Consider the following 21,546-nt stretch of genomic DNA (forward strand, 5'->3'; position numbering starts at 1 on the left):
GAGCCGAGTTCGAGAGAGGAAGCCGTATGCTCCGGTCCTTCCGCCGTCGCCCCGCCGGCGGCCAGAACCCCATCGACGCTCCCGTCCCGCCGGGGGCGTCGCCGCTGCTGGAGATCGACGGGCTGTCGGTCGGCTACGAGGTCGGCGGCGCCTTCACCACGGTCCTCGACGGTGTCAGCCTCACCGTCGAGGACGGGGAGTTCGTCTGCGTCGTCGGCGCGAGCGGCTGCGGCAAGACCACGCTGCTCAAGACCATCGACGGGCTGATCGCGCCGTCGGCCGGCGAGGTGCGCGTGTCCGGGCGTACGGCGCATCCCCGCCACGGCGACATGGCGGTGGTGTTCCAGCAGGACTCCCTCTACCCGTGGCGGACCGTGCTCGCGAACGTCCGCTTCGGCCTGGACGTCCGCGGCCGTCGCTCGGCGGAGACGGACGCGCGGAGCAGGGAGTGCATCGAGCTCGTCGGGCTGCGCGGGTTCGAGAACCACTACCCGCACCAGCTCTCCGGCGGCATGCGCCAGCGGGTCAACCTGGCCCGCGCCCTCGCGGTGGACCCGACCCTGCTGCTGATGGACGAGCCCTTCGCCGCCCTCGACGCGCAGACCCGCGAGGTGATGCAGACCGAGCTGCTCGACATCTGGACGAAGCAGCGCAAGACCGTGGTGTTCATCACGCACCAGCTCGACGAGGCCGTGCTGCTCGCCGACCGGGTGATCGTGATGGCCGCCCACCCCGGGCGCATCCGTGAGGAGATCCGCATCGACATCCCCCGCCCCCGCGATCTGCACACCAAGCGCGGCGAGAGGTTCACCGGCTATGTCGACCACATCTGGAACCTCATCGAGGAAGAAGTCCGCCGGTCCCTCATCCCCGGCACGGCCCAGGACACGCGGACCGGTGCCTGATCACGTACGTCCGTCCCGGCCCCTCCGTGCCGGCGGGCCTGGTGCGGTGGGTTCGGTCCCTCGCATCGGCGGGGGGGGGGGGGGGGGGGGGGGGGGGGCCCCCCCCCCCCCCCCCCCCCCCGCCACACCATCGCCGATCCCGGCGGTCGGTCCGCCGGGGCGCTACCCGGTGGCTTCGCCGGTGAACAGGGCGCTGATCGGAGCGGGCTCGTGACGTGTGGCGTCGCCGTCGAAGAGCTCCGCCAGGAAGCGCTTGCTCGTATCCGGCGACCACTCCTCCGGCTGCCGGGCCGCGCGCACCGGCGACCACGTGCGCATCCGCCGCACGGTGTCCCCGGCGACGACGAAGACCTGCCCGGTGACGTCCTCGCCGGACGGGCCGGCGAGCCAGGCGACCAGGGCCGCGACGCGGTCGGGCGGCAGCGCGCCGCCGGGCAGTGTGCCGAACGCGGCCTCGCTCATCGGGGTGCGTGCCCTGGGGGCGATCGCGTTGACGCGGACCCCGTAGCGGGAGAGCTCGGCGGCGAGGGTCAAGGTCAGCGTGGCGAGACCGGCCTTGGCCGCCGCGTAGTTGCTCTGCCCGGCGTTGCCGTAGAGCCCCGACTCGCTGCTCGTGTTGATGATCCGCCGTCCCGCGCGCCGCGGCTGCCCGCGCCAGTGCCGGGCCAGGGCACGGCACAGCCGGAAGGGCGCGGTCAGGTTCACCGCGAGCACCGCGTCCCAGTCGGCGTCGTCCAGGTTGAAGACCATCCGGTCACGGACGATGCCGGCGTTGTTGACCAGAACCGAGACCGGCCGCCCGGAACCCTCCGCGGCGGCCAGGACGTCCTCAGCCGCTCCCCGCTCGGTGAGGTCCCCCTGCCAGGAGAGGGCGATGCCGCCCTCGTCGCGGATCTCCTCCACCAACGGCCCGGTGTCCGCCAGGTCCGCGCACAGCACCGCCGCACCGCGCCGCGCGAGCAGCCGCGCCTCGGCGGCGCCGATGCCCTGCGCGGCCCCGGTGACGACGCACGCGTGTCCCGTCAGATCGAACTCGTCGTACGGGCCGGGTGAAATCATCATGCCGTTCTCCATGCGCTGTTCATCGAATCCCGCCTTTGTCTCCGATTATAGGAGCATTTAAGGCGATAAATGCAATGACATAGGTCACGAATAGAACGGACAGAGATTCTCTCGAATGACGGGAATCTGGCCTTTGACCTGCTGTTTCTTTCTTTTGTTCACCTGGTCGAATTCATCTCTTGGCGGCCTGGCCGGTCAGCACCGACTCCACGGACTTCGTCACCACTTCCGCGGCGTCGTGAGGGGCGAGGCGCCCCGCCCGTATTTCGGTCGCCGCCCCGTGCAGAATGTACTGGACGACGCTGACCAGCCAGGTGGTGGGCAGGTCGGCGCGGAAGACGCCCTGGTCCTGGCCGCGGCTGACGAGCTCGGTCATGCGCCGGACCGGTCGCTCGTGCAGCTCCCTGATCCGTCCCGCGGGGAGGACCTCCTCGGCCGCGGCGAGCAGGGCCGCGGACTCGGCCACGATCTGCCAGCTCGACGCCAGCAGGCGGGTCATGGCCTCGCGGGCGTTCCCCGTCAGGTCGACGGCCGACAGGGTCTCGTCACCGGCCTTCAACGCGTCCACGAGCGCCGCTTCGACGAGTTCGGCGCGGGTGCCGAAGTGTCCGTACAGGGTCATCCGCCCCACGCCCGCCGCCTTCGCGATGTCGTCCGTCTTCGCGTTGGGGTCAGAGCTCAGCAGGGCGCGGGCCGCGGACACGATGCGGGCGATGCTGCGCTCGGCATCGGCGCGGCGCTTGGGGCGTATGGACGGCTCAGCCATGTCGGCACTCTAACGCGTACGCACACATACGAGTTATAGTCAGGGCAAAGCTCGTACATGGAAGTACGAGTTCTTGCCATGGAGACCTCATGAACCAACAGATCGCCCAGCCGGGCGCACACCCGGCGCGCTGGCGCGTTCTCGGCCTTCTCGGCGTGGCGCAGCTCATGCTGATCCTCGACGTCACCGTCGTCGCCATCGCCCTGCCCCACATCGAGACCGACCTCGGGCTCACCCGCGAGGCGCTGACCTGGACCGTCAGCGCCTACACGCTCACCTTCGGCGGACTCATGCTGCTCGGCGGGCGGATCTCGGACCTGGTGGGCGCCAAGCGCGTCATGCTCACCGGACTTCTTCTCTTCACCGCGGCGTCGCTGGTCACCGGACTGGCGGAATCCGCGGCCATGCTCGTGGGCGGCCGCATCGCCCAGGGGGTCGGCGCGGCCCTGTTGTCACCCTCGGCGCTGTCCTTGGTGGTCGCCCTGTTCGACGGAGAGGAGCGGAACAAGGCCCTGGGCGTCTGGTCCGCGCTCGGTGGAGGCGGAGCCGCACTCGGCGTCCTGGTCGGCGGCCTCCTCACGGCGGGCCCGGGATGGTCGTGGGTCTTCTACGTCAACGTGCCCATCGGGCTGGTGATCGCCGTGGTGCTCGCCGCCCTCGTGCCGCGGCTGCCGACCTGGGGGGCCGAACGGTCACGGCTGGACGTCCTCGGCGCGATCCTGGTGACGGCCTCCACCGCCTCGCTGATCTACGCTTTCATCGCCGCCGGCGAGCAGGGCTGGCTCACGCCGTTCACCGGCTGGCTCGTCCTGGCCGCCGCGGTGGGTTACGTCCTGTTCGTCGTGTGGCAGCGGCGGGCGCGGTCGCCCCTGATGGACGTCCGGTTGCTCGCGCGGCGGCCCGTGGCGGCGGGCGCGTTCCTCATCCTGATGGCGACGGCCCTGATGATCGCCGTGTTCTTCCTGGGCACCTTCTATTTCCAGCAGGCGCAGGGATACGGCGCGCTGCACACGGGCCTGTTGTTCCTCCCCGTGGCGGTGGCCACGATGCTCGGGGCCAACCTGACCGGCCGCGTGATCGGCCGCTGGGGCGGACGCGCGCCGGCCGTCGCCGGACTGGCGGTCGCGGCTCTCGGCCTGGCCGCACCGGCCGTGTCGATGCATCCCGCCGTCGTCGTGGTCGGCGTCTCCGTCGCCGCCGCGGGCACCGGCGCGCTGTTCGTCGTCGCCTCGGCGACCGCGCTCGGCCAGGTGGCGCCCCATGAGGCCGGGATCGCGTCCGGCATCGTGAGCACCTTCCACGAGTTCGGCGCCTCACTCGGCGCCGCGGTCGTCTCCAGCGTCGCCGCCGCGAGCCTGGCGGGAACCACGCTGAGCGGCTTCGCCGGCGGGTTCACCGTGGCCGCCGTCGCGGCGGGCGCCGCCGTCGTCGTCGCCGCCCTGGTGACACCCGGCCGGTCGAGACAAGGAGATCCCATCCCCTCCACGCCGAACTAGGCACGTGATGACGCGGATCAGGCCGGGAAGACCGCTCGGCGCGTACCCGGCCTGCGCGGCGAGGGCGCCGGTGCGTACCCGGCTTGCGCGGCGAGGGGCGTCGGCGCGTACCCGGCTTGCGCGGCGAGGGGCGTCGGCGCGTACCCGGCTTGCGCGGCGAGGGGCGTCGGCGCGTACCCGGCTTGCGCGGCGAGGGCGCCGGTGCGTACCCGGCTTGCGCGGCGAGGGCGCCGGCGCGTACCCGGCCTGCGCGGCGAGGGCGCCGGCGTGTTCGGCGCCTGTCAGGGCGTGTCGAGGCCGAGAGCGGTGCCGAGGTCGCGGCGGGAGGTGATGCCGAGCTTGCGGAAGACGTTGTACAGGTGGTTGCCGACCGTGCGAGGGCTGAGGAAGAGCTGGGCGGCGATGTCGCGGTTGCGGACGCCGCGCGAGGCGAGCCTGGCGATCTGGCGTTCCTGGGCGGTGAGCAGGTTCCGGGGGACGTGCCCGGCCGCGCGGCCGTGACGCGGGTCGCCGGTGGCGCGCAGCTCGGCGGCGGCGCGGCGGGCCCAAGGACGGGCGCCGAGCTGGTCGAAACGTTCGCGGGAGGCTTCCAGCAACTCGCGCGCCGCGCGCTTGCGGCGGGTGCGGCGCAGCCACTGGCCGTAGACGAGCTCGGTCCTGGCCTGTTCGTACGGTTGCGGGTCGCGGTGATGAGCGCGCAGGGCGGCTTCGAAGCAGGCCTGGCGGTCGTCGTCCGGGGAGCCCGGAGGCATGAGGAGCGCCCGGCAGCGGTGGGCGAGCGCTTCGGGGGTGGGCCGGCCGGTCTGGGCGGCCCAGGCGTCGAAGCGGTGGAACGTCGCGCGAGCCCTCTCCGGCTGGGCGCAGCGCACCGCGGCCTCGACCTGGTCGGGGGCCGAGAGGTAGGCGGCGATGAGCGAGCTGCCCGACCAGCCGCCGGTCAGCCGGTCCAGAGCCGAGGCGTAGCGCGACAGCGTCGTCCGGACGGCGATGCTGCTCATGCCGAAGCGTCAGATGTACAACCAGCTGATGGCGTTCGGCGCCGACGGGCGGGCCTGGTGGTACGACTCCACGTTCAGCCGGGGCTACTACGCGTCCTACGAGGCTGTGAAGAAATACGGCGACTGACCGCCGGGCGGTGATGGAATCTCTTTGACGTGCGGAATGTTGAAGTGCGTATGAAGAAGATCGGTTTTCTGAGCTTCGGGCACTGGTCGTCCTCGCCGTACTCCAAGGCGCGCAGCGCGTCCGACACCCTGCTGCAGTCGATCGAGCTGGCGGTCGCCGCCGAGGAGCTCGGGGCCGACGGCGCCTACTTCCGCGTCCACCACTTCGCCCGGCAGCTCGCGAGCCCGTTCCCGCTGCTGGCGGCCGTCGGCGCGCGGACCAGCCGGATCGAGATCGGCACGGGCGTCATCGACATGCGGTACGAGAACGCCCTCTACATGGCCGAGGACGCCGGCGCGGCCGACCTCATCGCGGGCGGGCGGCTCCAGCTCGGCATCAGCCGCGGATCACCCGAGCAGGTGATCGACGGCTGGCGCTACTTCGGCTACGAGCCGGCCGAGGGCGAGACCGAGGCGGACATGGCGCGCAGGCACGCGGAGGTCTTCCTCAAGGTGCTGGAGGGCGAGGGGTTCGCCCAGCCGAACCCGCGGCCGATGTTCCCCAACCCGCCCGGACTGCTCCGTCTCGAACCGCACTCGGAAGGGCTGCGCCGGCGCGTCTGGTGGGGTTCCGGCTCGAACGCCACCGCGAAGTGGGCCGCCGGGCTCGGCATGCACCTGATGAGCTCCACGCTCAAGGACGACGAGAACGGCAAGCCGTTCCACGTGCAGCAGGCCGAGCAGATCGCGGCCTACCGGGAGGCGTGGAAGGAGGCCGGCCACGAGGGCGAGCCGCGGGTGTCGGTGAGCCGCTCGATCATGCCGATCGTCAACGAGACCGACCGCGCGTACTTCGGCCACGAGCGCACCAGCTCCGACCAGGTCGGCTTCATCGACGCCACCACCAGGGCGGTTTTCGGGCGCACGTACGCCGCCGAGCCCGACGTGCTCGTCAAGGAGCTGGCCGCCGACGAGGCGATAGCCGCGGCCGACACGCTCCTGCTGACGGTGCCCAGCCAGCTCGGCGTGGACTACAACGCCCACCTGCTCTCATCGGTCCTGACCCACGTCGCCCCCGCACTCGGCTGGCGCTGACGGCGACGCCCCGGCGGCGGAACGCGTCCCTTCACCGCGCCGGATTGCTCCGGCGATCGCCATGAGGGCGAAGGCCAGGAGCGCCAGCTCGGCCAGGGCCAGCAGTACGGTGAAGACCCATTCGGCGGAGCCGCCCGGACCGTAGACGCGGTTGGTCAGCCCCACGTCGACCGCCTCGACCCGCTGGCCCGCTCGATGGGTGCCCCGGTCGCTGCCCGCGAGGGTGACCTCCGTGCGCTGGACGAGGCCGTCGCGGGAGCGGAACGCGCCGGTCCAGGCGCAGCTCTCGTGCCCGGGATGGCGCAGGCAGTCCAGGCGCTGCGCGGTGAAGGTGCCCCGCAGGCCGTGGCCGGTGGCGAGCCGTAGCGCCGGGCCGATCCCGGGCAGCGTCCAGGACAGCGCGAGCGCGGCGACCAGCAGCAGGACGACGGCCATCGGCGGGGAGGGGCGGAACCTCATGCGGGCTGGAGCGCGCAGTCGCACCGCATGACGGCGCGTTCTTCCAGGCGCGGACGCCGGTGCAGCACCATGGCCACCACCATCGGCGCGAAGACCACGGCGTTGTAGAACAGATGCAGCTCGACGCGGGGGATCACGAGCTGGATGACGCTGGTGGGCGCGGCCCGCCCGGCCAGGTACGTCCCCGACAGCGCCTGGATCAGCAGGAGCAGGTGCTCGATGTGATGCCAGAACTGGATGGCCAGCGCGACGGTCCACCAGGTCCTGGAACGGCCGGTGAAGCCCGGGCGCAGCAGGATCAGCCCCACGAGCATGACCAGGGCGTAGCCGTAGTGCATCCATTCCGAGGTGACGAGCCAGGGGAACGGCAGCCCGAGCAGTCCGCGCGCCTCGGGGACCGGCCAGCCCAGCGCGTAGATCTGGATCGCCTGGACGACGTGTTCCGCCCAGTGCGCGAGGACGATCACGAGGAAGACACCGAGAGCCGTCTTGTGGTGTCGCTCGTTGAGCGTCGAACGGCTGATGGCGGGAGCGGACATGACGACTCCTGGGATCGGTTTCGTGGGGGGACGGCGCGGCCGCGGTCAGGGGAGGGCCGGCACGAGCTTCACGCCGATCGAGTCGGCGTCGAGGCACAGCAGCAGCTCGGTCAGGCTTTCGATGCACCGGCTGTTGGCCAGGGGCCCGGCGTCGGCGATGTCGAATCCCAGCTGCTTGCAGAACCGGGTGACGAGCAGCTTGGCATCGGGGTCGTCGCCCGCGATGGGGATCGTGACCAGGCCGGGCGCGCGGATGTAGGCGCTGATCCATCGTGCCGACAGGCAGTTGAACGCCTTCACCACGGCGCAACCGGGCAGCGCCGCGGCGATCCGCTGCGCCGCCGAGGCGTAGGGCGGCGCGGCCGGCTCACCGAAGCACGGGTTGGACACGTCGACGATGACGGACCGAGTCCGCCGCAGCTGGGGCGCCACGTCACGGCAGGTGGCGTCGATGGGCGTGGCCAGGATGGTCAGATCGGATTCGGCGGCGGCCTCCTGCGGCGGCACGGCCCGCGCGCACGACAGCTCGGCGGCGAGCGCGGCGGCCCGTCCGGGCGTCCGGTTGGCCAGCAGCAGCGGTATCCGGTGCAGGTCGATGAGCCGGGCCAGGGCCGTGCCCATCCGCCCGCACCCGATGATGCCGATCCGCGGATCCACGGGGCGGTCCTCCTAGGCTGCCGGGACGGGACGGTAAGGGTCGAGCGCCCGCCTGAGCGGGCCGGGGATCTCCGTCGGGTGGAGGGCGCCGCCGGAGCCGCGGCGCATGCACGCGATCGTCTGCCGTCCCCGGGCGACGAGCAGAGCCGGACCGGCGCCCAGCCGGTAGTAGTGGAACTCCATGGTCACCCGGTTGGCCTCGATGCCGCCCAGCGACATGCGGATCGACACCTCGTCGAGCGCGTACAGCTCGGCGAAGAACTCGCACGCGCAGTCGGCCGTCACCAGGGCGAGGTCGCGGGTGAGCTCCTGGAGGACCTCCGGCGCCTGGTCGGCGAGAAACCGTTCCCGGCAGCGGCCCTGCCACTCGAAGTAATGGGTGAAGTACACGTTCCCGATCACGTTGGTGTCCGCGAAGGTCACCACCTGGCGGTGTTCGTAGAAAGGATTCATCGCCTCTCCTGGGTGAGCACGGCGACGACCATGGGTCGTGGCGGGCCGCCGGAATCGTTCAGGGTGAGCAGGCCGGACAGGACGGCCGACCCGGAGGGGCCGCTGAGTTTGATCCAGCCGTGCTCGTACGCGGCCTCGACCTGGAGCGACCTGGCCTGGCCCGCTTCGGGCAGACACTTGAGCACCGCACTCAGCCGCGAGTTCAGAGAGGTGCGGGACTCGCCGGTCAGGCGCGCCAGCTGCTCGGCCTGATCCGTCCACTCGGGACCGAGCGGGAGCGGCGGGCCGTCCAGCTCCACCCACTCCTGGGTCACGGCGGCCGCCCCCGGGCACAGGTCCCCCACCACGCGTTCGAGGTACGGGCCGGTCAGCAGCGGCGGGACGGCGTCCAGGCGCAGCGGCCCGGTGTCGCGCAGCCGCAACCCCGACCAGCTGAACAGGGGACGCCCGTCCACGGACCGGGCCAGGACGTCGTAGGTGTAGTCGACGCCCTGGTGCTCCCGTTCGACCGCCTCGACGACCACGTCGGCGGACCGGGCGCCGTCGTGCACCTCGAAGCGATCGCAGGCGACCGGCAGGAGGCGCCGGTGGGGCACGCACGCCTGCAGGACGTGGATGGCCGCGTCGTGCAGGGCGGCGTCCCCCAGGACCGGCTCGCCCAGCCCCAGGTCCTCGCCGGCCCCGGACAGCACCGCCCGGCAGCCGGTGGGGAAGAGGGACTCGAAACGGGTCAGGCGCCGGAACGCCGGCCCGTGGAAGAACAGCGATTCGTACAGCTCGGCCGGTTCGTGGCCGGGCGGGTCACCGGCGGGGACCGCGACGTCCGGGGGATCGGCCGGCCCGGGGCCGACCCGGCCGGCGAAGTGGTCGGCGGAGAAGTCGGTCTCCGCGCTGCGGACGGTGACCGCCACGCTGCCGTCGGGGTGGCGCAGGGCGTGGATCCGGATGGTCCGCGTCCCGTCGGCGGGCACGATGACCGGTCGTTCGAACCGGGCGTCCGTGATCGTGCGAGCGGGAGTGCCGAGCATCTCCGCGGCCTGGGCCATGGCCTCCAGAGCGCAGACGGCGGGCAGCAGCCGCACCCCGTGGAGCTGGTGGTCGGCCAGGAACGCGCGCGACGCGTCCAGCTCGCATTCGGCCGCCAGCTCGACCCCCGGGACGAACCTGAGCAGGCGGTGCAGGAGCGGATGCCGCGGCGCGGTGACCTGCGCGCGGTCGAGCTGGGGAAGCCGGCCGCTGATGACGATGGTCTCCCCGGCCGGACCTGCCGCTATGGCGTCCAGCAGCAGCTCGGCGCCCCGTTCCGCGGGCAGGGTGCCGATCCCGGCGCCGGCGAGGTGATCGACCACGCCGAGCCGTTCGGCCATCCCCGCCCCGGACCACACGGTCCAGGCCAGCGTCGCGCTGACGCAGCCGTCGGGCAGCCGGGGCGCGAGGGCGCGCACCATGGCCTGGAGCCGTCCGTTGGCCAGGGCGTAGTGCGTCTCGCCGGCCAGCCCGAACCGCCCGATCACGGAGCCGTACGCGAGGAGGAGCCGCAGCCCGCCGAGATCGACGGCGGCGAGCACGTTGGCCAGACCGGCACATTTCGTACGGGCGTGCTCGGCGAAGTCCTCGTCCGTGAGCTCGCCGAAGAGGGCGGGCCGGTTGATCCCGCTGGCATGCACCACCCCGGCGATCGGGCCGAGCTCGGACAGCTCCGCCATGGCCCGCGTGACAGCGGCGGCGTCGGTGACGTCCGCCCTGCGGTAGGCGGCCACCACCCCGGCGGCCCGCAGCCTCTCCAGGCCGCCGGCCAGTTCGAGGTCCGTGCCGGGATCCGACCGGCCGATCAGCGCCAGCCGGACCCCGTACGCCTTCGCGAGGGTGAGCCCGGCTTCCAGCCCGATCCCCTTGCCTCCGCCGGTGATGACGACCACGTCGTCCCGCCGCAGCGGTGGATCGCTGCGCGGGCGGGCCATGGGCGAGTGCCGGACTTCGTAGGTCCGGCCCGCGCGGTCCACGCCGAGCCAATGGACGTCGGCGTCCGGATGCTCCTGGCGCAGGGCGGCGACGAACCCGGAGGCGCAGTCGGCCTCGTCGGTGACGACGAGGGGCAGCCCACCGGCGATCGCCCGGCGCGCCGTGGCGACCAAGGCGGCCAGGTCGGCGTCCGTGGGCGCGGCGGGGACGTGCGCGCGCAGCGCGCCTTCCGGCTCGGGCGGCTGGACGGGCTCCTGGTGCTCGGTGAACAGGCGGAACCAGTCGGGCAGGTCCAGCGTGTGCTCCTCGGCCCGGGGGAACGCCTCGACGGCGGCGATCAGGTCACCGACCGTGGCCTCGGCGATCGAGGGCAGGACCGGCGGCAGCGCCTTCCCGCAAGCCGACGCCGACTCGGCGGCGAGCTGGACGACCTGCAGAGAGTTCATGTGCAGGTCGGCCAGGAGGTGGTCGTCGTCCGCGATCGCGTCAGGCTCCAGCTCCAGGGCTGCACCGACCAGCTCGCGCACGATCTCGGCCACGCCGCCGCCTTCCGGCCGCGGCCGTTCCGGCGCGGCGGACGGGGCGGGCTCCGGCGCCGTCTCGCAGGGATTCGTCAGGAACACGGGCTCCCGGTCCAGCTCGAAGGGCCGGTGGAAGCGCTGGTCGAACAGGGTGCGCAACGAGTCGGTCGCGCCTGCCGCGAACAGGGCGGCGGCGGTCTCCAGCGGGCCCCGCGCGCCGGCCGCGCCGGCGTCGACGGAGACGGCCGGAGGCGAGCCGCCGAGGTGGGCGGTGGCCAGGGTCGCCAGCGAATGTCCAGGACCGGCTTCGACCAGCAGGTCGCACTCGGCGGCGAGCAGATCCAGCGCCTCACGGAACCGCACCGGATCGGTGATCTGGGCGGCCAGGTGCCGGCGCAGATCGGTGCCCGCGCTCAGCTCAGTGCCGGTGACCGTCGAGTAGACCGGTCCCACCGGCACGGTGAACGGCGCCTTGTCCAGGCAGATGGTGAACGGCGCGACGGCCTGCCGCACGGCGGGGGAGTGGAAGGCGTGGCTCACCTCCAGTCGCGTCGCCGTGACACCGTCCGCGCCGGCCCGCCGCACCAGGGTCTCGACCTCGGTCCACGGCCCGGCGACGACCGTGGAGGCGCCGTTGTCAGCCGCGACGACCAGGTCCAGCCCTTCGATCAGGGCGGCGGCCCGGCTCGCGGGGGCGGAGACGGAGGCCATGCCGGTGCCTGGCGCGCCCACCTCGCCCATGATCCGGCCGCGCTCGGTCACCAGCTCCAGCGCGGCTTCCTCGTCGATGGCCCCGGACCAGGTCAACGCCGCTATCTCGCCGACGCTGTGGCCGAGCGCGGCGACGGCGGCCACCCCGAGGCTGTCCAGCCACCGCAGCGCGGCCATGGAGGCCCGGAAGACGGCCGGCTGCACGATCGCCGTGTCGATGCCTTCTTCCCCGGTGAAGTACGCCCGCGCCCCGTCGTACAGCTGGCCCAGGGCGCCGGCGTCGCCGCGGGCCGGTCCGCCCTGGCCGGTGAACAGCAGGCCGACCTTCCCGGGCGGGCCCACCCCGCTGAAGACGCCGGACTCGGCGGCGGCGCGGCCCGCCAGGGCGGCGGCCCGCTCGGCCCGGCGGGCCAGCTGACCCGGATGGTGGGCCGTGAAGGCGACCCGGTGGCTCCCCTGCGGCTCGCCGGCCAGCCGGGCGGCCAGGTCGGTGAGTTCGGAGAAGGACAGGGTCTCCGCCAGCCGGGCGACGTGCCGGAGCTTCCCGGTGAGCGCGGCGGTGTTGTCCGCCGTCACGGCGAAGACCTCCGTGTCCGTCGGCGTGCGCGCCATCCGCTCCTGTACGGCGGACAACCGGGTTCGACGGGCCGATCCCGCCCTCTCCACCACCAGATGGGTGTTGATCCCGCCGAACCCCATCGCGCTGACCGCTGCCCGTACGGGGGCCGAGGGCCAGGGGACGGGCCCCTCCGCGACGGTGAGCCCGTCCCCGAGGAGTTCGTGCGGCGTGTGCGAACCGGTGGTCGGCGGGACGATCTGATGGTGCACGGCCAGCGTCGCCTTGATCAGTCCGGCCACGCCGGCCGCCGCCTTGGTGTGCCCGATGTTGGCCTTGATCGACCCGACGAAGGCCGGGCGGCGGCCCTGCCCGCGCACGGCCCGCATGGCCTGGAGCTCGGCGTGGTCGCCGACCGCCGTCCCGGTGCCGTGCCCCTCGAAGTAGCCGACCGTGTCCGCGCCGAACCCGGCGCGTTCGTAGGCGCGCCGCAGGGCGAGCAGCTGCCCGCCGGGCTCGGGCCTGCTGATCCCGCCGCGCCCGTCGGAGGACACCCCCCATCCGCGGATCAGCGCGAGCGGCCGCCGCCCCAGCGCCAGCGCGTCCTCGGCGCGCATCAGCGCGACCATGCCGCACCCCTCGCCCGGCCAGAAGCCGGTGGGAGAGGCGTCGTAGACCCGCATGTCCGTACGCGCGAGGGCCCCGGTCCTGGCGAACCCGACCAGCTCGAACGGGTCGAGGCTCAGGTCCACGCCTCCGGCGAGGGCGAAGTCCAGATCCCCGGAGGTCAGGGCCACGCAGGCGTGGATCACCGCGAGCAGCGACGAGGCGCACGCGCCGTCCACGGTGAAACCCCCGCCGTGCAGGTCGAAGTGATTGCACACGCGCCCGGCGATGGTGTTGGACAGCGCTCCGGCGAGGCTCTCGTCCGTGGGCTCGGGGAACGGCGCCTTGAACAGCTCCTCGGCCCGCTTGACGAGCTGGTCGCGGACGGACTCGCCGAGGTCCTCGCCGGCCATGGCCTCTTGCAGGACGCGGCGCACGTACGGCCATCGCAGCCGCATGGCGGTGGCCCTGGTGAACTCGCCGGTCAGCGTGTTGCCCAGGACCACGCCGACCCTGTCGCGGTCGAGTCCGGACGCGTCGGCGAAGCCCGCCGCCGCGAGGGTGTCGGCGGCCACGTCCAGGGCCAGCCAGTGCGCCGGATCGGTGACACGGTAGGTGGTTCCCGGGATGCGGTGCCGGGCCCGGTCGAACGACCAGCCCTCCAGGAGCGCCGCGTACCGGACATAGGTCGAGTCGGGGTCGCCGGTGTCGTAGTCGGCGAGGTTCAGCCGGGTCGCGGGGATGGGCCGGAACGCCCGCCTGCGGGCCATGACCAGCTCCCACAGGCGGTCCGGGCCGGCCGCGTCGGGATAGCGGCAGCCCATGCCGACGATGGCGACGTCTGTCATGGCGGTCACCTGGAACTGGGGACGGCCACCGAGGTGGCGGGGACCGGCACGGCGCTCTGCTGGAGGCGCGCCTCCCGGGCGGACAGCGCCGCGAGCAGCACGCCCCGGGCGACGCACACGATGACCAGCGCGAAGAACAGGCCGTACACGATGTGGAAGTGCACGAGCAGGCCGTAGACCACCGCCGTGGACGCTCCGAAGACGACCTGGTTACGCGGCTTGACCGGTGTCGTGCCGGGATCGGTGATCATGTAGTTGGTGAACAGGATGAAGGCGACGCCCGTCATGACCACCAGCGCGCTCGTCGTCGCGGTGCCGTCGACCCACGTGCGGATCACGGCCTGGGCGAGGAACGCCCCGGCCCAGCCCAGGATGAGCGGCATCTTCCCCGTGAGCTTGGCGTTGAGCATGGTCCCGGCGACGAGGATGAAGGCGGGGATGATCCAGTCGATCGGACCGCTGACCCACTCGGTGAAGTGGTACGGCGGCGCGATGCCGACCCAGGGGAACACCAGCAGGGTGATCGCGATGCCGGCGTTCGACGGGTTGAGTATGTGCCGCTTCTTCCCGGCGACGCGCACCCGGACGATGTACTTGCCGCCGATGGCGACGGCCACGGCGAACAGCACCGGCCAGAGCCGGTCGTTGGCGTACAGCAGCATGGCGCAGGCCAGACCGGAGATGTGGGCGGGCAGGAGGAAGTCCAGCAGGCCTTCTTTCCGGTACTTGGGCGTCCGCTTCTCGGCGCTCGCCTCCGCGGTCTCCAGCGCGAGGTCGAGCGCGTAGGCGAACGCCACGGCCACGATCGGGGTGATGTACGCCTGCTCGAAGCCGAGCCAGAGGTGCCCGAGGAGGTTGAACACGGTGATGGACAGGGCGAATCTGCGAAGCGCCGCCGTTCTCGGATCGCGCTGGGCAGAGGTCATGGTGTTCCCTCCGTGACAGGGGTGATCGAGCGGTCGTCGCCGAGGCGGAGGCGATGCCAGCCGGGCGCGAGGTCGACGGCGGCGGTGCGGGCCCGGCCGCAGGTGTCGCGCCAGGTCACCTCGACCGGCACGGACGTGGTGCCCGCGCGGAGCGCGAACATCAGCTCCGCGGCGGCGACGCCGGCGTGTCCGTTCGCGGGGTAGACCTGGCCGGTGCGCGTGCCCTGGGCGCCCGCAGCCAGCCGGACGGTCGCGCCGATGGCGGGGGAGAGGGCTTCGGCGTTGCTGGAGCAGCCGCCCGCCGGGCGCATCAGCTGAAGTCCCAGGAAGGGCGGGCGCCCCGGTCCGGTGTTGCGATAGAAGTGGCTCTGCCGCCATTGGTTGGCGACGGCGAAGTCCAGCCGGCCGTCATGGTCGACGTCCGCCGTGGCGATGCCGCGCGACGCGCCCGGATCCGCCACGCCGACGGCCTGGCCGACGTCGGCGTAGCGCCCGCCGGGGAGGCGGACGAAGAAGGGGTTGACGTTGTCCCCGGAGATGTCGGCGTCCGGATGGAAATCGGGCCACATGGCGGGATTCGCCAGGAGGTCGTCGTTGGTCATGGCGAGTTCCTGCAGATCCGCCCAGCGGTTGACCGTGCCGCGCAGGAATCCGGTGGCCTGGAGGATCTCGTTGACGCCGTCACCGTTGAAGTCGCCGGCCTTGATGTCCCAGCCCCAGCCGCTGCGCGACAGCCCGAGCGCCTCGCTCTCATCGGTGTAGAAGGCGGTGCCCGCGTCGTCGAAGACGCGCCCCCGGCCGCTGACCCACGCGAAGTTGCTCTCCAGCAGGCCGTACTCCTGGGTGATGTTGCTGACCAGGATGTCGGAGACCTCGTCGCCGTTCAGGTCCGCGAAGGCGACGCCCATGCCCTTGAAGGAGTCCTGGCCCAGCACCTTGGACTTCGGGGTGGTGACGTGGCGGGGTCCTCGCGTGACCTCGAAGGAGACCTCGCCGGGACGGGACCGGTTGCGCAGCAGGTGGTCCGGGGCGAAGTCGTTGGCGATGTAGAGCTCCGGCAGCCCGTCGCCGTCGAGGTCCTGGGCGCCGATCGCCAGGGTCCAGCCGTCCGCCACCTCCTGGTCGAAGGCGCCCGCGGCCTCGGCGTACGTCCCGCCGCCGCGCGACAGCAGGACACGGTTCGAGCCGCCGTTGGTGGCGTTCGACATGGACGCCTGCATCCGCAGCTCGGGCCCGGAGCGGGCGGCCGGGTCCAGGACGCGCGCGCCGTCGGGGAAGTAGTTGCCGACGATCAGGTCCGTACGGCCGTCGCCGTCCACGTCGGCCAGCGACAGGGCGTTGGTGTTCCACACCTGGAAGGGCTGGACCAGCTCCCGCGGGGCGAACGCGGCCGGGCCGGTGAGCGGCCCGTCGCCGCGCAGGAACAGCACGGGGGAGCGGCCCCAGTAGTAGACCAGGACGTCGGTGGCCCCGTCGTCGTCGTAGTCCGCGGGCACGCAGCCCATCGGCGCCATCGTCGGGTCGTAGGGCAGGCCCGAAGGGACCAGGGAGATCGGCGGATACCGGTCCTGCGTCTGGGGAGCCGGCTGGAGCGTGACGGTGTCGGTTCTCGGATCGACCAGGCACACGTCGTCGGAGCGGGAGTTGCCGTCCAGGTCGGAGAGCGCGACCGCGGCCCCGACCGAGGAGATCCAGTGCCGGATGTCCTGGTAGGCGGGGGCGACCTCGCGCACGCCGCGACCGCCGTCGGCGGCGTTGAGCGGTTGCCGGGCGAAGGAGAACGCGGCGGCGGCCCGCTCCACCTCGGCGGGGAGGTCGCCGGGCAGCGCCGCAGCCCAGCCTGTGGCGAGCATCGTGAGGAAGGCGCCGATCTTGACCGCGTGGGCCGACCAATTGATCATCACAGGACACCCTCGGTGTGTTGGTGGAAGGTCTTCCGGATCCCGGCGCGCCAGAGTTCGTAGTCCGCGGGGGAGCCGGGCCGGGGTATCCGGGCGAGAGCCTGATCCGTCCACCCGGCGGCCACGTCGGGTGTGACCCCGGTCAGCGTCTCGACGGCTTTCGCCGACCCGGGCGGGACGTGCCCGCTGAGCACGTGCGCCTTGGCGGCGAAGGCGGCGCCCTGGGCCAGATGCTCCCGGTGGCCCGCGCCGACGGCGAGCAGGTCGTCCGTCCCGCCGGACACGCCGGTGTAGGCGGCGGCCAGGCCGATGCCCGCCCACAGATCGCTCCTGCGGTGCGGCGGATACGTGCCGATGAGCCGGGCGATCAGCTCGGGGTCGGAGCCGGTGTAGAACCATAGGGCACGGCCCGTTCCCTGGTCTCTGATCGGGCGGGTGGCGCCGCGCGCCCCCACCTCGATCCAGTGGTTGTGGAAGACCTTGCGGGGCATGAAGTACGCCTGGTGAAATCCCCAGCCGTCCCAGGCCAGCCAGCGGAGCATCTCGTCGCCCAGGCCCGGCCACCGGGTGCGGCGCAGGCGTGCCAGAGCCCAACCGGCGCCGACATGGATCAGGTGGGTGTACCGGCCTCCGGTGTTCTCCATGAGGGCGCGCAGGCGGTTTCCCCTGAAAGTGATCGTGTCCAGCAGGGTGCAGCTCATGGCCGCGCCCTCGATCGCGAATCCGTGCAGATGACGCGGTAAATCGGTGACATCGGGAACTTTGTCGAGCGCCCGGTTATACCCTTCTCCAAAGGCGGCGACAATCTCCAGGAGTTGCCTTTTCGCCGGGCTGGAGTTTGGTACGAACCCCGTCAGTCTGCGTTCGGGCAGGCGAAATAGCCGGGTGAGCGCCATGGCTGTCCCCCGTCTGATCTGGATGACCTTCCGGGGGAGACACTAAGCAATTTTCAAGCGAAGGGTCAAGGGTCGGCAGATACGCCAAAATCCAGACAATTGAAGATTCATGAATTCACGTACGGTTGGCATGTGAATCTTGAACTATAAATGCCGATATCGGTAGATGACCTGGCATGTCGGGCGCCAGGTCCGGCGGATAGGAGCGTGGTTGACTTTGATAATCGGCTGTCCGTAATGCGACCAGTCATAGTCAATTGCCCACGTTTCCGAGTGGGGCGAAGTGGCTCAACTGTCTCCAGGTTCAGAGCCGCACGACGAAAGGGCTCGGCGATTGTCACTGATGAGACAGAGGCACATCCTGTTCAAGCTGTGTCACTGATGGTGAGGGTGTCTTCGATGTCCTAGGATCTGGTGGGTCGCTCTCCGATGCACAAGGAGCACCGTGCCCGACACCCGCCACGCGTCCATCTCGGTCGACCAGTTCATCCCCGCGCCGCCTGCCAAGGTGTGGGACGCGCTGACCAAACCCGAACTGCTGGCCCGCTGGTGGGCGCCCGGCGACGTCAGCGCGGTCGTCGGCCACCGGTTCCACCTGCAGATGCCCGGCTGGGGCTCGGTGCCGTGCGAGGTGCTGGAGGCGGAGCCGTACGAGCGGCTCGTCTACACCTTCAACACCACCTGGACCCTCACCTGGCGCCTGGTCGTCGAGGGCAAGGGCACCCGCCTGCTTCTCGAACATTCGGGCTTCGACCTCGACGACAAGCGCGACCGCGCGGCGTTCGAGCGGATGGGCAAGGGCTGGCAGGGCACGGTTCTGCCCCGGCTCGCGGAGGTCGCCGCGGCGGAGGGGTGAGCGACCCCCTACGCCCCGCCCGGCCGCATGAGCCCGCGCAGCACGAAGGGCAGCGCCTCCATCTGGAAATCCACCTCCGGGCACGCTTCGCGCAACGTCCCCTCCATGACGATCAGCGACAGGAGCGGGAACACGAAGTGCGGATCGGCGTAATAGCCGTGCCTGCGCTGGATGGCGAAGAGCCGTACGGCGAAAGCCACCAGATCGAACTCCGCGATCCGCGCGCCCGTGCTGCTGCGCACCAGCTCCTCCATGTCGGCGCGGAACCCCGAGGCGTCGTGGCCGGCGGCGCCGCCGAGCACCGTGGACAGCACGATCGAGGCGCACTCCGCCCCTTCCCCCCGGCTCATGCGGTAGAAGAACGCCGCGAACGCGAGCCGGTCCGAGTCGGCCAGCTGCCGGTGGAACCCCGCGTCGACGATCACCACCGAGCCGTCCGGCATCGGGTGCAGGTTGCCGGGATGCAGGTCGCAGTGGACGAACCCGTCGATGAACAGCATGTGGTAGATCGCCCGCAGCGCGTTCACCACGGCCACCCGCCTGCCCGGTCCCCGGCCGGACCGGTCGAGGCCCGGCATGTACTCCATCACCAGCACGTCCCGGCGGCAGAACTCGGTCAGCACCTCCGGCACCCGGACGGCCCGATGGTGCCGGAGGCCGGCCCGGAGCCTGCGCAACGCCTCCGCCTCGGCGAGGAAGTCGAGCTGCCCCGTCAGCGCGTCGCCCAGCTGGTCCACCACGTCCGCGAACGGCGCGCCCCGCAGCCCCGGCAGCCGCTGGAGCAGCCGGGCGCCGAGCCCGAACAGCGCCAGATCACGGGCGATCACCCGGTCGACGCCCGGCCTGCGCACCTTGACGGCGATCCGCCGGCCGTCCTCCAGCCTGGCGCGGTAGACGCACGCCACCGCGCCGGCCGCGACCGGTGTGAGCGGCTCCGCGAGGCGCCCGGCGAGACCGGCGGGCAAGGCCGGAGCCGCCTCCGCGACCGGGAGCGGGGTGAGGCGGTCCCGTAGCCGGGCCAGCGCCCGGCACGCCGCCGGAGGGATCACGTCGACCCTGGTGCTCAGCAGTTGGCCGATCTTGACGAACGCCGGCCCGAGACGCTCGCAGGCCCAGGCCAGCCGATCCCCGGCGATCGCCGCCGGCGGGACCCCGGACAAGAGCCCGCGCACGTCGGTGACCGCCCGCAGGAGGGCCAGCCCCAGGATCCCGCCGATCCGCGCCGCCCGGACGACCAGCGGCAGCAGGTCACGTGGCGGCGCCCTCATCCATCCGCGGAAGGCATGTCGATGTAGTGGGTGAGGTGGCTGCCGCAGACGCTCTGGGAGGCCAGCGCCAGGCTGGGCGTCGCGTTCCCCGGCTCCCGCTGGGAGATCCCGCCGGGCAGGTCCGCCACGTCGTAGAAGAGCGTGGCCCCCTGCGACAGGAACGTGGTGCCGATCGGCGGGAACACGGTGATCTCCTTGGCCTCCATCACCAGCGGGTCGATGTTGATGTGGAGTCGGCCGCGCAGCGCGAGGATCAGGTACTGGTCGAAGGTGACGTCGGCGGGCAGCAGCCGCTCCGGCCCACCTGGCGCGATCCCGGTCAGCCGGCCCAGGTTGAGCCGGCTGGGGTTCTGCTGGATCAGCAGCCCGGTGACGTTGGAGTGGAAGTGGGTCATGAGCCGGGTCACCTCGACGGTCGGGCGCCCGTCCGGGGTCGTGGTGACCGTGTCCGAGCTTCGGACCGCGCTCATGCCCTGCACGTCGTCGCAGTCGAGGGTCTCCCCGTCGGCGAAGAAGAGCTTCAGCTCGCCTCGTATGGCCAGCCCCACGTGATGCGTGCTGCCCGGGATGATCAGCGGGTCGGCACGATCGAACCGGGCCGGCCGGGCGTCGACGGACATTCTCGCCACCTCGCTTTCGGCTTCACTTCAATAAACCATAGCTATTCACCTCGAACAATGGTCAGATCTAGACCTATATCGGGACATTTGGTATAGCTGTTTAAAGCTACGGAGGGAGGGCGGTCCGGATGACGGTCCCCATCGGCGCCGGGTTCGATCCCGTGGACCCCGCGGTCCTGCGCGATCCGTACCCCTACTACGCCTGGCTGCTGCGCCACGATCCGGTCCATCGCGGCGCGAACGGCATCTGGTACGTCACCCGGTACGACGACGTCCGGACTGTCCTGGGCGAGGCCCGGTTCGGCCGGGCCGGCATCCGCGACTTCTGGGCCTCGCTGGTCGGCCCCGGCCCGCTCAGCGAGGTGCTGCGTCACACGATCTTCTTCCAGGACGACCCCGACCACGAGCGGCTCCGCTCCCTGATCGGCCCGGCGTTCACTCCCCGGCTGATCCGGAGGATGGGCGCGGAGATCGAGCAGACCGCACGCGACCTGCTCCGGCCGCTGCGGAGGCGGGGCGAGATGGACCTGGTCGACGACTTCGCCTACCCGCTCGCGCTCGCCACGATCTCCACGCTGCTCGGCATGCCGGCCCGCGACCGTGACGCGCTGCGCGCCTGGTCGGTCGACATCGCCCCCACGCTCGACCTCCTGGCCAGTCCGGAGGAGATCGCCCGGGGCCAGGCCGCCATGGGACAGTTCGCCGAGTACCTCACCGAGCTGATCGCCGAACGGCGCAGGAGCCCGGGGGACGACCTCATCAGCGCCATGATCGAGGCCACCGGCGGGCAGCGGCCCATCACCACCAACGCCCTGATCGGCACGGCCGTGGCGCTGGTCTTCGCCGGCCACGACACCGTGACCAACCAGATAGGCAACGGCGTCCTCGCCTTCCTGCGCCATCCTCGGCAGCTGGAACTGCTGCGCGCCGAACCGGACCGGCTGGCGGGCGCCGTCGAGGAGTGCCTGCGCTACGACTCGTCGGTCCAGTCCAACAGCCGGCAGATCTCGGCGGACCTCGACCTCTCCGGCACGAAGTTGCCCGAGGGCGCCTTCGTCGTCGCCCTCGCGGGGGCGGCGAACCGCGACCCGGCGCAGTTCACGGATCCGGACAGGTTCGACATCCGCCGCTCGGAGCGACCGCCCATGTCCTTCGGCGCCGGCATGCGCTTCTGCCTCGGGGCCCTGCTCGCCCGCATGGAGCTGAAGGCGGCGCTGGGGCAGCTCGCCGGTCTGGCCGAGCTGCGGCAGGCCGTTCCCACCGGTGAGCTCGTCTACCGGCGCAGCACGATGTTCCGCGGGGTGGTCAGCCTGCCGATCACGTTCGCCGCCACACCCTAG

The 21,546-nt window shown here is 71.9% G+C and carries 19 protein-coding genes; 6 read left to right on the forward strand and 13 right to left on the reverse strand.

Annotation, left to right across the window (positions count from 1 at the left end):
- Positions 1-26 precede the first annotated feature (26 nt).
- Entirely contained in the window at positions 27-905 is an 879-nt protein-coding gene (locus ACZ6YG_RS21040) for an ABC transporter ATP-binding protein (RefSeq protein WP_466018952.1), read from the forward strand.
- Between the two features lie 162 nt (positions 906-1,067).
- On the opposite strand, the gene ACZ6YG_RS21045 is transcribed toward ACZ6YG_RS21040, so the two are convergent.
- Together ACZ6YG_RS21045 and ACZ6YG_RS21050 are read right to left on the reverse strand one after the other, a co-directional pair.
- Positions 1,068-1,967, reverse strand: a complete 900-nt coding sequence (locus tag ACZ6YG_RS21045; protein WP_466018953.1) for an SDR family NAD(P)-dependent oxidoreductase — start codon at positions 1,965-1,967, stop codon at positions 1,068-1,070.
- A 172-nt stretch (positions 1,968-2,139) separates the two neighbouring features.
- Entirely contained in the window at positions 2,140-2,733 is a 594-nt protein-coding gene (locus ACZ6YG_RS21050) for a TetR/AcrR family transcriptional regulator (RefSeq protein ID WP_466018954.1), read from the reverse strand.
- Between the two features lie 89 nt (positions 2,734-2,822).
- On the opposite strand from ACZ6YG_RS21050, the gene ACZ6YG_RS21055 reads away from it, so the two are divergent.
- Positions 2,823-4,229: an MFS transporter gene (locus ACZ6YG_RS21055; protein WP_466018955.1), complete on the forward strand. Its 1,407-nt coding sequence runs from the start codon at positions 2,823-2,825 to the stop codon at positions 4,227-4,229.
- Positions 4,230-4,510: 281 nt separating this feature from the next.
- Here ACZ6YG_RS21055 and ACZ6YG_RS21060 read toward each other — a convergent pair whose 3' ends face one another.
- Positions 4,511-5,227 carry a helix-turn-helix transcriptional regulator gene (locus ACZ6YG_RS21060; RefSeq protein ID WP_148030978.1) on the reverse strand — a complete coding sequence of 239 codons (717 nt, stop codon included), beginning with the start codon at positions 5,225-5,227 and terminating at the stop codon, positions 4,511-4,513.
- On the opposite strand from ACZ6YG_RS21060, the gene ACZ6YG_RS21065 reads away from it, so the two are divergent.
- Positions 5,226-5,354: a hypothetical protein gene (locus tag ACZ6YG_RS21065; protein WP_261808479.1), complete on the forward strand. Its 129-nt coding sequence runs from the start codon at positions 5,226-5,228 to the stop codon at positions 5,352-5,354. The two genes, ACZ6YG_RS21060 and ACZ6YG_RS21065, sit on opposite strands and share 2 nt — an antisense overlap.
- Before the next feature lie 50 nt (positions 5,355-5,404).
- On the forward strand, positions 5,405-6,427 hold the full coding sequence (locus ACZ6YG_RS21070) for an LLM class flavin-dependent oxidoreductase (protein WP_148030979.1): 1,023 nt from the start codon (positions 5,405-5,407) through the stop codon (positions 6,425-6,427).
- Here the strand turns inward: ACZ6YG_RS21070 and ACZ6YG_RS21075 are convergent.
- Genes ACZ6YG_RS21075 through ACZ6YG_RS21110 form a run of 8 tightly spaced genes read right to left on the reverse strand, consistent with a single transcriptional unit; the run spans position 6,383 to position 17,462 of the window.
- Complete coding sequence (locus tag ACZ6YG_RS21075; protein ID WP_219548111.1) at positions 6,383-6,886, reverse strand: hypothetical protein; 504 nt, start codon at positions 6,884-6,886, stop codon at positions 6,383-6,385. The two genes, ACZ6YG_RS21070 and ACZ6YG_RS21075, sit on opposite strands and share 45 nt — an antisense overlap.
- Positions 6,883-7,425 (reverse strand): hypothetical protein, encoded by a 543-nt coding sequence (locus ACZ6YG_RS21080; protein ID WP_148030981.1) that lies wholly within the window; start codon positions 7,423-7,425, stop codon positions 6,883-6,885. Before ACZ6YG_RS21080 ends, ACZ6YG_RS21075 begins: the two co-directional genes overlap by 4 nt.
- 45 nt (positions 7,426-7,470) lie before the next feature.
- Positions 7,471-8,082: an NADPH-dependent F420 reductase gene (locus ACZ6YG_RS21085; protein WP_271278816.1), complete on the reverse strand. Its 612-nt coding sequence runs from the start codon at positions 8,080-8,082 to the stop codon at positions 7,471-7,473.
- A gap of 12 nt (positions 8,083-8,094) precedes the next feature.
- Entirely contained in the window at positions 8,095-8,535 is a 441-nt protein-coding gene (locus ACZ6YG_RS21090) for an acyl-CoA thioesterase (protein WP_466018956.1), read from the reverse strand.
- Complete coding sequence (locus ACZ6YG_RS21095; protein WP_466018957.1) at positions 8,532-13,739, reverse strand: type I polyketide synthase; 5,208 nt, start codon at positions 13,737-13,739, stop codon at positions 8,532-8,534. The genes ACZ6YG_RS21090 and ACZ6YG_RS21095 overlap by 4 nt, the downstream gene beginning before the upstream one ends.
- Positions 13,740-13,744: 5 nt before the next feature.
- The gene (locus tag ACZ6YG_RS21100; RefSeq protein WP_148030985.1) at positions 13,745-14,665 is read right to left on the reverse strand and encodes an RnfABCDGE type electron transport complex subunit D; all 921 of its coding nucleotides are present in this window, start codon (positions 14,663-14,665) and stop codon (positions 13,745-13,747) included.
- Positions 14,662-16,566: a CRTAC1 family protein gene (locus tag ACZ6YG_RS21105; RefSeq protein WP_466018958.1), complete on the reverse strand. Its 1,905-nt coding sequence runs from the start codon at positions 16,564-16,566 to the stop codon at positions 14,662-14,664. The genes ACZ6YG_RS21100 and ACZ6YG_RS21105 overlap by 4 nt, the downstream gene beginning before the upstream one ends.
- Positions 16,566-17,462, reverse strand: coding sequence for a DUF1702 family protein (locus ACZ6YG_RS21110; RefSeq protein WP_466018959.1), 897 nt, complete (start codon positions 17,460-17,462; stop codon positions 16,566-16,568). Before ACZ6YG_RS21110 ends, ACZ6YG_RS21105 begins: the two co-directional genes overlap by 1 nt.
- A 445-nt stretch (positions 17,463-17,907) precedes the next feature.
- Here ACZ6YG_RS21110 and ACZ6YG_RS21115 point away from each other — a divergent pair, with 445 nt between their 5' ends.
- The gene (locus ACZ6YG_RS21115; RefSeq protein ID WP_148030988.1) at positions 17,908-18,318 is read left to right on the forward strand and encodes an SRPBCC family protein; all 411 of its coding nucleotides are present in this window, start codon (positions 17,908-17,910) and stop codon (positions 18,316-18,318) included.
- 8 nt (positions 18,319-18,326) lie between these two features.
- Here ACZ6YG_RS21115 and ACZ6YG_RS21120 read toward each other — a convergent pair whose 3' ends face one another.
- Both ACZ6YG_RS21120 and ACZ6YG_RS21125 read right to left on the reverse strand, forming a co-directional pair.
- Positions 18,327-19,586, reverse strand: a complete 1,260-nt coding sequence (locus ACZ6YG_RS21120; RefSeq protein ID WP_466018960.1) for an ABC1 kinase family protein — start codon at positions 19,584-19,586, stop codon at positions 18,327-18,329.
- Positions 19,583-20,206: a hypothetical protein gene (locus tag ACZ6YG_RS21125; RefSeq protein ID WP_466018961.1), complete on the reverse strand. Its 624-nt coding sequence runs from the start codon at positions 20,204-20,206 to the stop codon at positions 19,583-19,585. Before ACZ6YG_RS21125 ends, ACZ6YG_RS21120 begins: the two co-directional genes overlap by 4 nt.
- A 128-nt stretch (positions 20,207-20,334) precedes the next feature.
- Here ACZ6YG_RS21125 and ACZ6YG_RS21130 point away from each other — a divergent pair, with 128 nt between their 5' ends.
- Positions 20,335-21,546 carry a cytochrome P450 gene (locus ACZ6YG_RS21130; RefSeq protein WP_271278821.1) on the forward strand — a complete coding sequence of 404 codons (1,212 nt, stop codon included), beginning with the start codon at positions 20,335-20,337 and terminating at the stop codon, positions 21,544-21,546.

This window comes from Nonomuraea sp. NPDC054003, from assembly GCF_055585125.1.

What these genes read in the sequence shown, in the direction of transcription:
- ACZ6YG_RS21040 (WP_466018952.1), top strand. Translation starts at nt 27, where the DNA reads ATGCTCCGGTCCTTCCGCCGTCGCCCCGCCGGCGGCCAGAACCCCATC.
- ACZ6YG_RS21045 (WP_466018953.1), bottom strand. Translation starts at nt 1,967, where the DNA reads ATGATGATTTCACCCGGCCCGTACGACGAGTTCGATCTGACGGGACAC.
- ACZ6YG_RS21050 (WP_466018954.1), bottom strand. Translation starts at nt 2,733, where the DNA reads ATGGCTGAGCCGTCCATACGCCCCAAGCGCCGCGCCGATGCCGAGCGC.
- ACZ6YG_RS21055 (WP_466018955.1), top strand. Translation starts at nt 2,823, where the DNA reads ATGAACCAACAGATCGCCCAGCCGGGCGCACACCCGGCGCGCTGGCGC.
- ACZ6YG_RS21065 (WP_261808479.1), top strand. Translation starts at nt 5,226, where the DNA reads ATGCCGAAGCGTCAGATGTACAACCAGCTGATGGCGTTCGGCGCCGAC.
- ACZ6YG_RS21060 (WP_148030978.1), bottom strand. Translation starts at nt 5,227, where the DNA reads ATGAGCAGCATCGCCGTCCGGACGACGCTGTCGCGCTACGCCTCGGCT.
- ACZ6YG_RS21070 (WP_148030979.1), top strand. Translation starts at nt 5,405, where the DNA reads ATGAAGAAGATCGGTTTTCTGAGCTTCGGGCACTGGTCGTCCTCGCCG.
- ACZ6YG_RS21075 (WP_219548111.1), bottom strand. Translation starts at nt 6,886, where the DNA reads ATGAGGTTCCGCCCCTCCCCGCCGATGGCCGTCGTCCTGCTGCTGGTC.
- ACZ6YG_RS21080 (WP_148030981.1), bottom strand. Translation starts at nt 7,425, where the DNA reads ATGTCCGCTCCCGCCATCAGCCGTTCGACGCTCAACGAGCGACACCAC.
- ACZ6YG_RS21090 (WP_466018956.1), bottom strand. Translation starts at nt 8,535, where the DNA reads ATGAATCCTTTCTACGAACACCGCCAGGTGGTGACCTTCGCGGACACC.
- ACZ6YG_RS21095 (WP_466018957.1), bottom strand. Translation starts at nt 13,739, where the DNA reads ATGACAGACGTCGCCATCGTCGGCATGGGCTGCCGCTATCCCGACGCG.
- ACZ6YG_RS21100 (WP_148030985.1), bottom strand. Translation starts at nt 14,665, where the DNA reads ATGACCTCTGCCCAGCGCGATCCGAGAACGGCGGCGCTTCGCAGATTC.
- ACZ6YG_RS21105 (WP_466018958.1), bottom strand. Translation starts at nt 16,566, where the DNA reads ATGATCAATTGGTCGGCCCACGCGGTCAAGATCGGCGCCTTCCTCACG.
- ACZ6YG_RS21110 (WP_466018959.1), bottom strand. Translation starts at nt 17,462, where the DNA reads ATGGCGCTCACCCGGCTATTTCGCCTGCCCGAACGCAGACTGACGGGG.
- ACZ6YG_RS21120 (WP_466018960.1), bottom strand. Translation starts at nt 19,586, where the DNA reads ATGAGGGCGCCGCCACGTGACCTGCTGCCGCTGGTCGTCCGGGCGGCG.
- ACZ6YG_RS21125 (WP_466018961.1), bottom strand. Translation starts at nt 20,206, where the DNA reads ATGTCCGTCGACGCCCGGCCGGCCCGGTTCGATCGTGCCGACCCGCTG.
- ACZ6YG_RS21130 (WP_271278821.1), top strand. Translation starts at nt 20,335, where the DNA reads ATGACGGTCCCCATCGGCGCCGGGTTCGATCCCGTGGACCCCGCGGTC.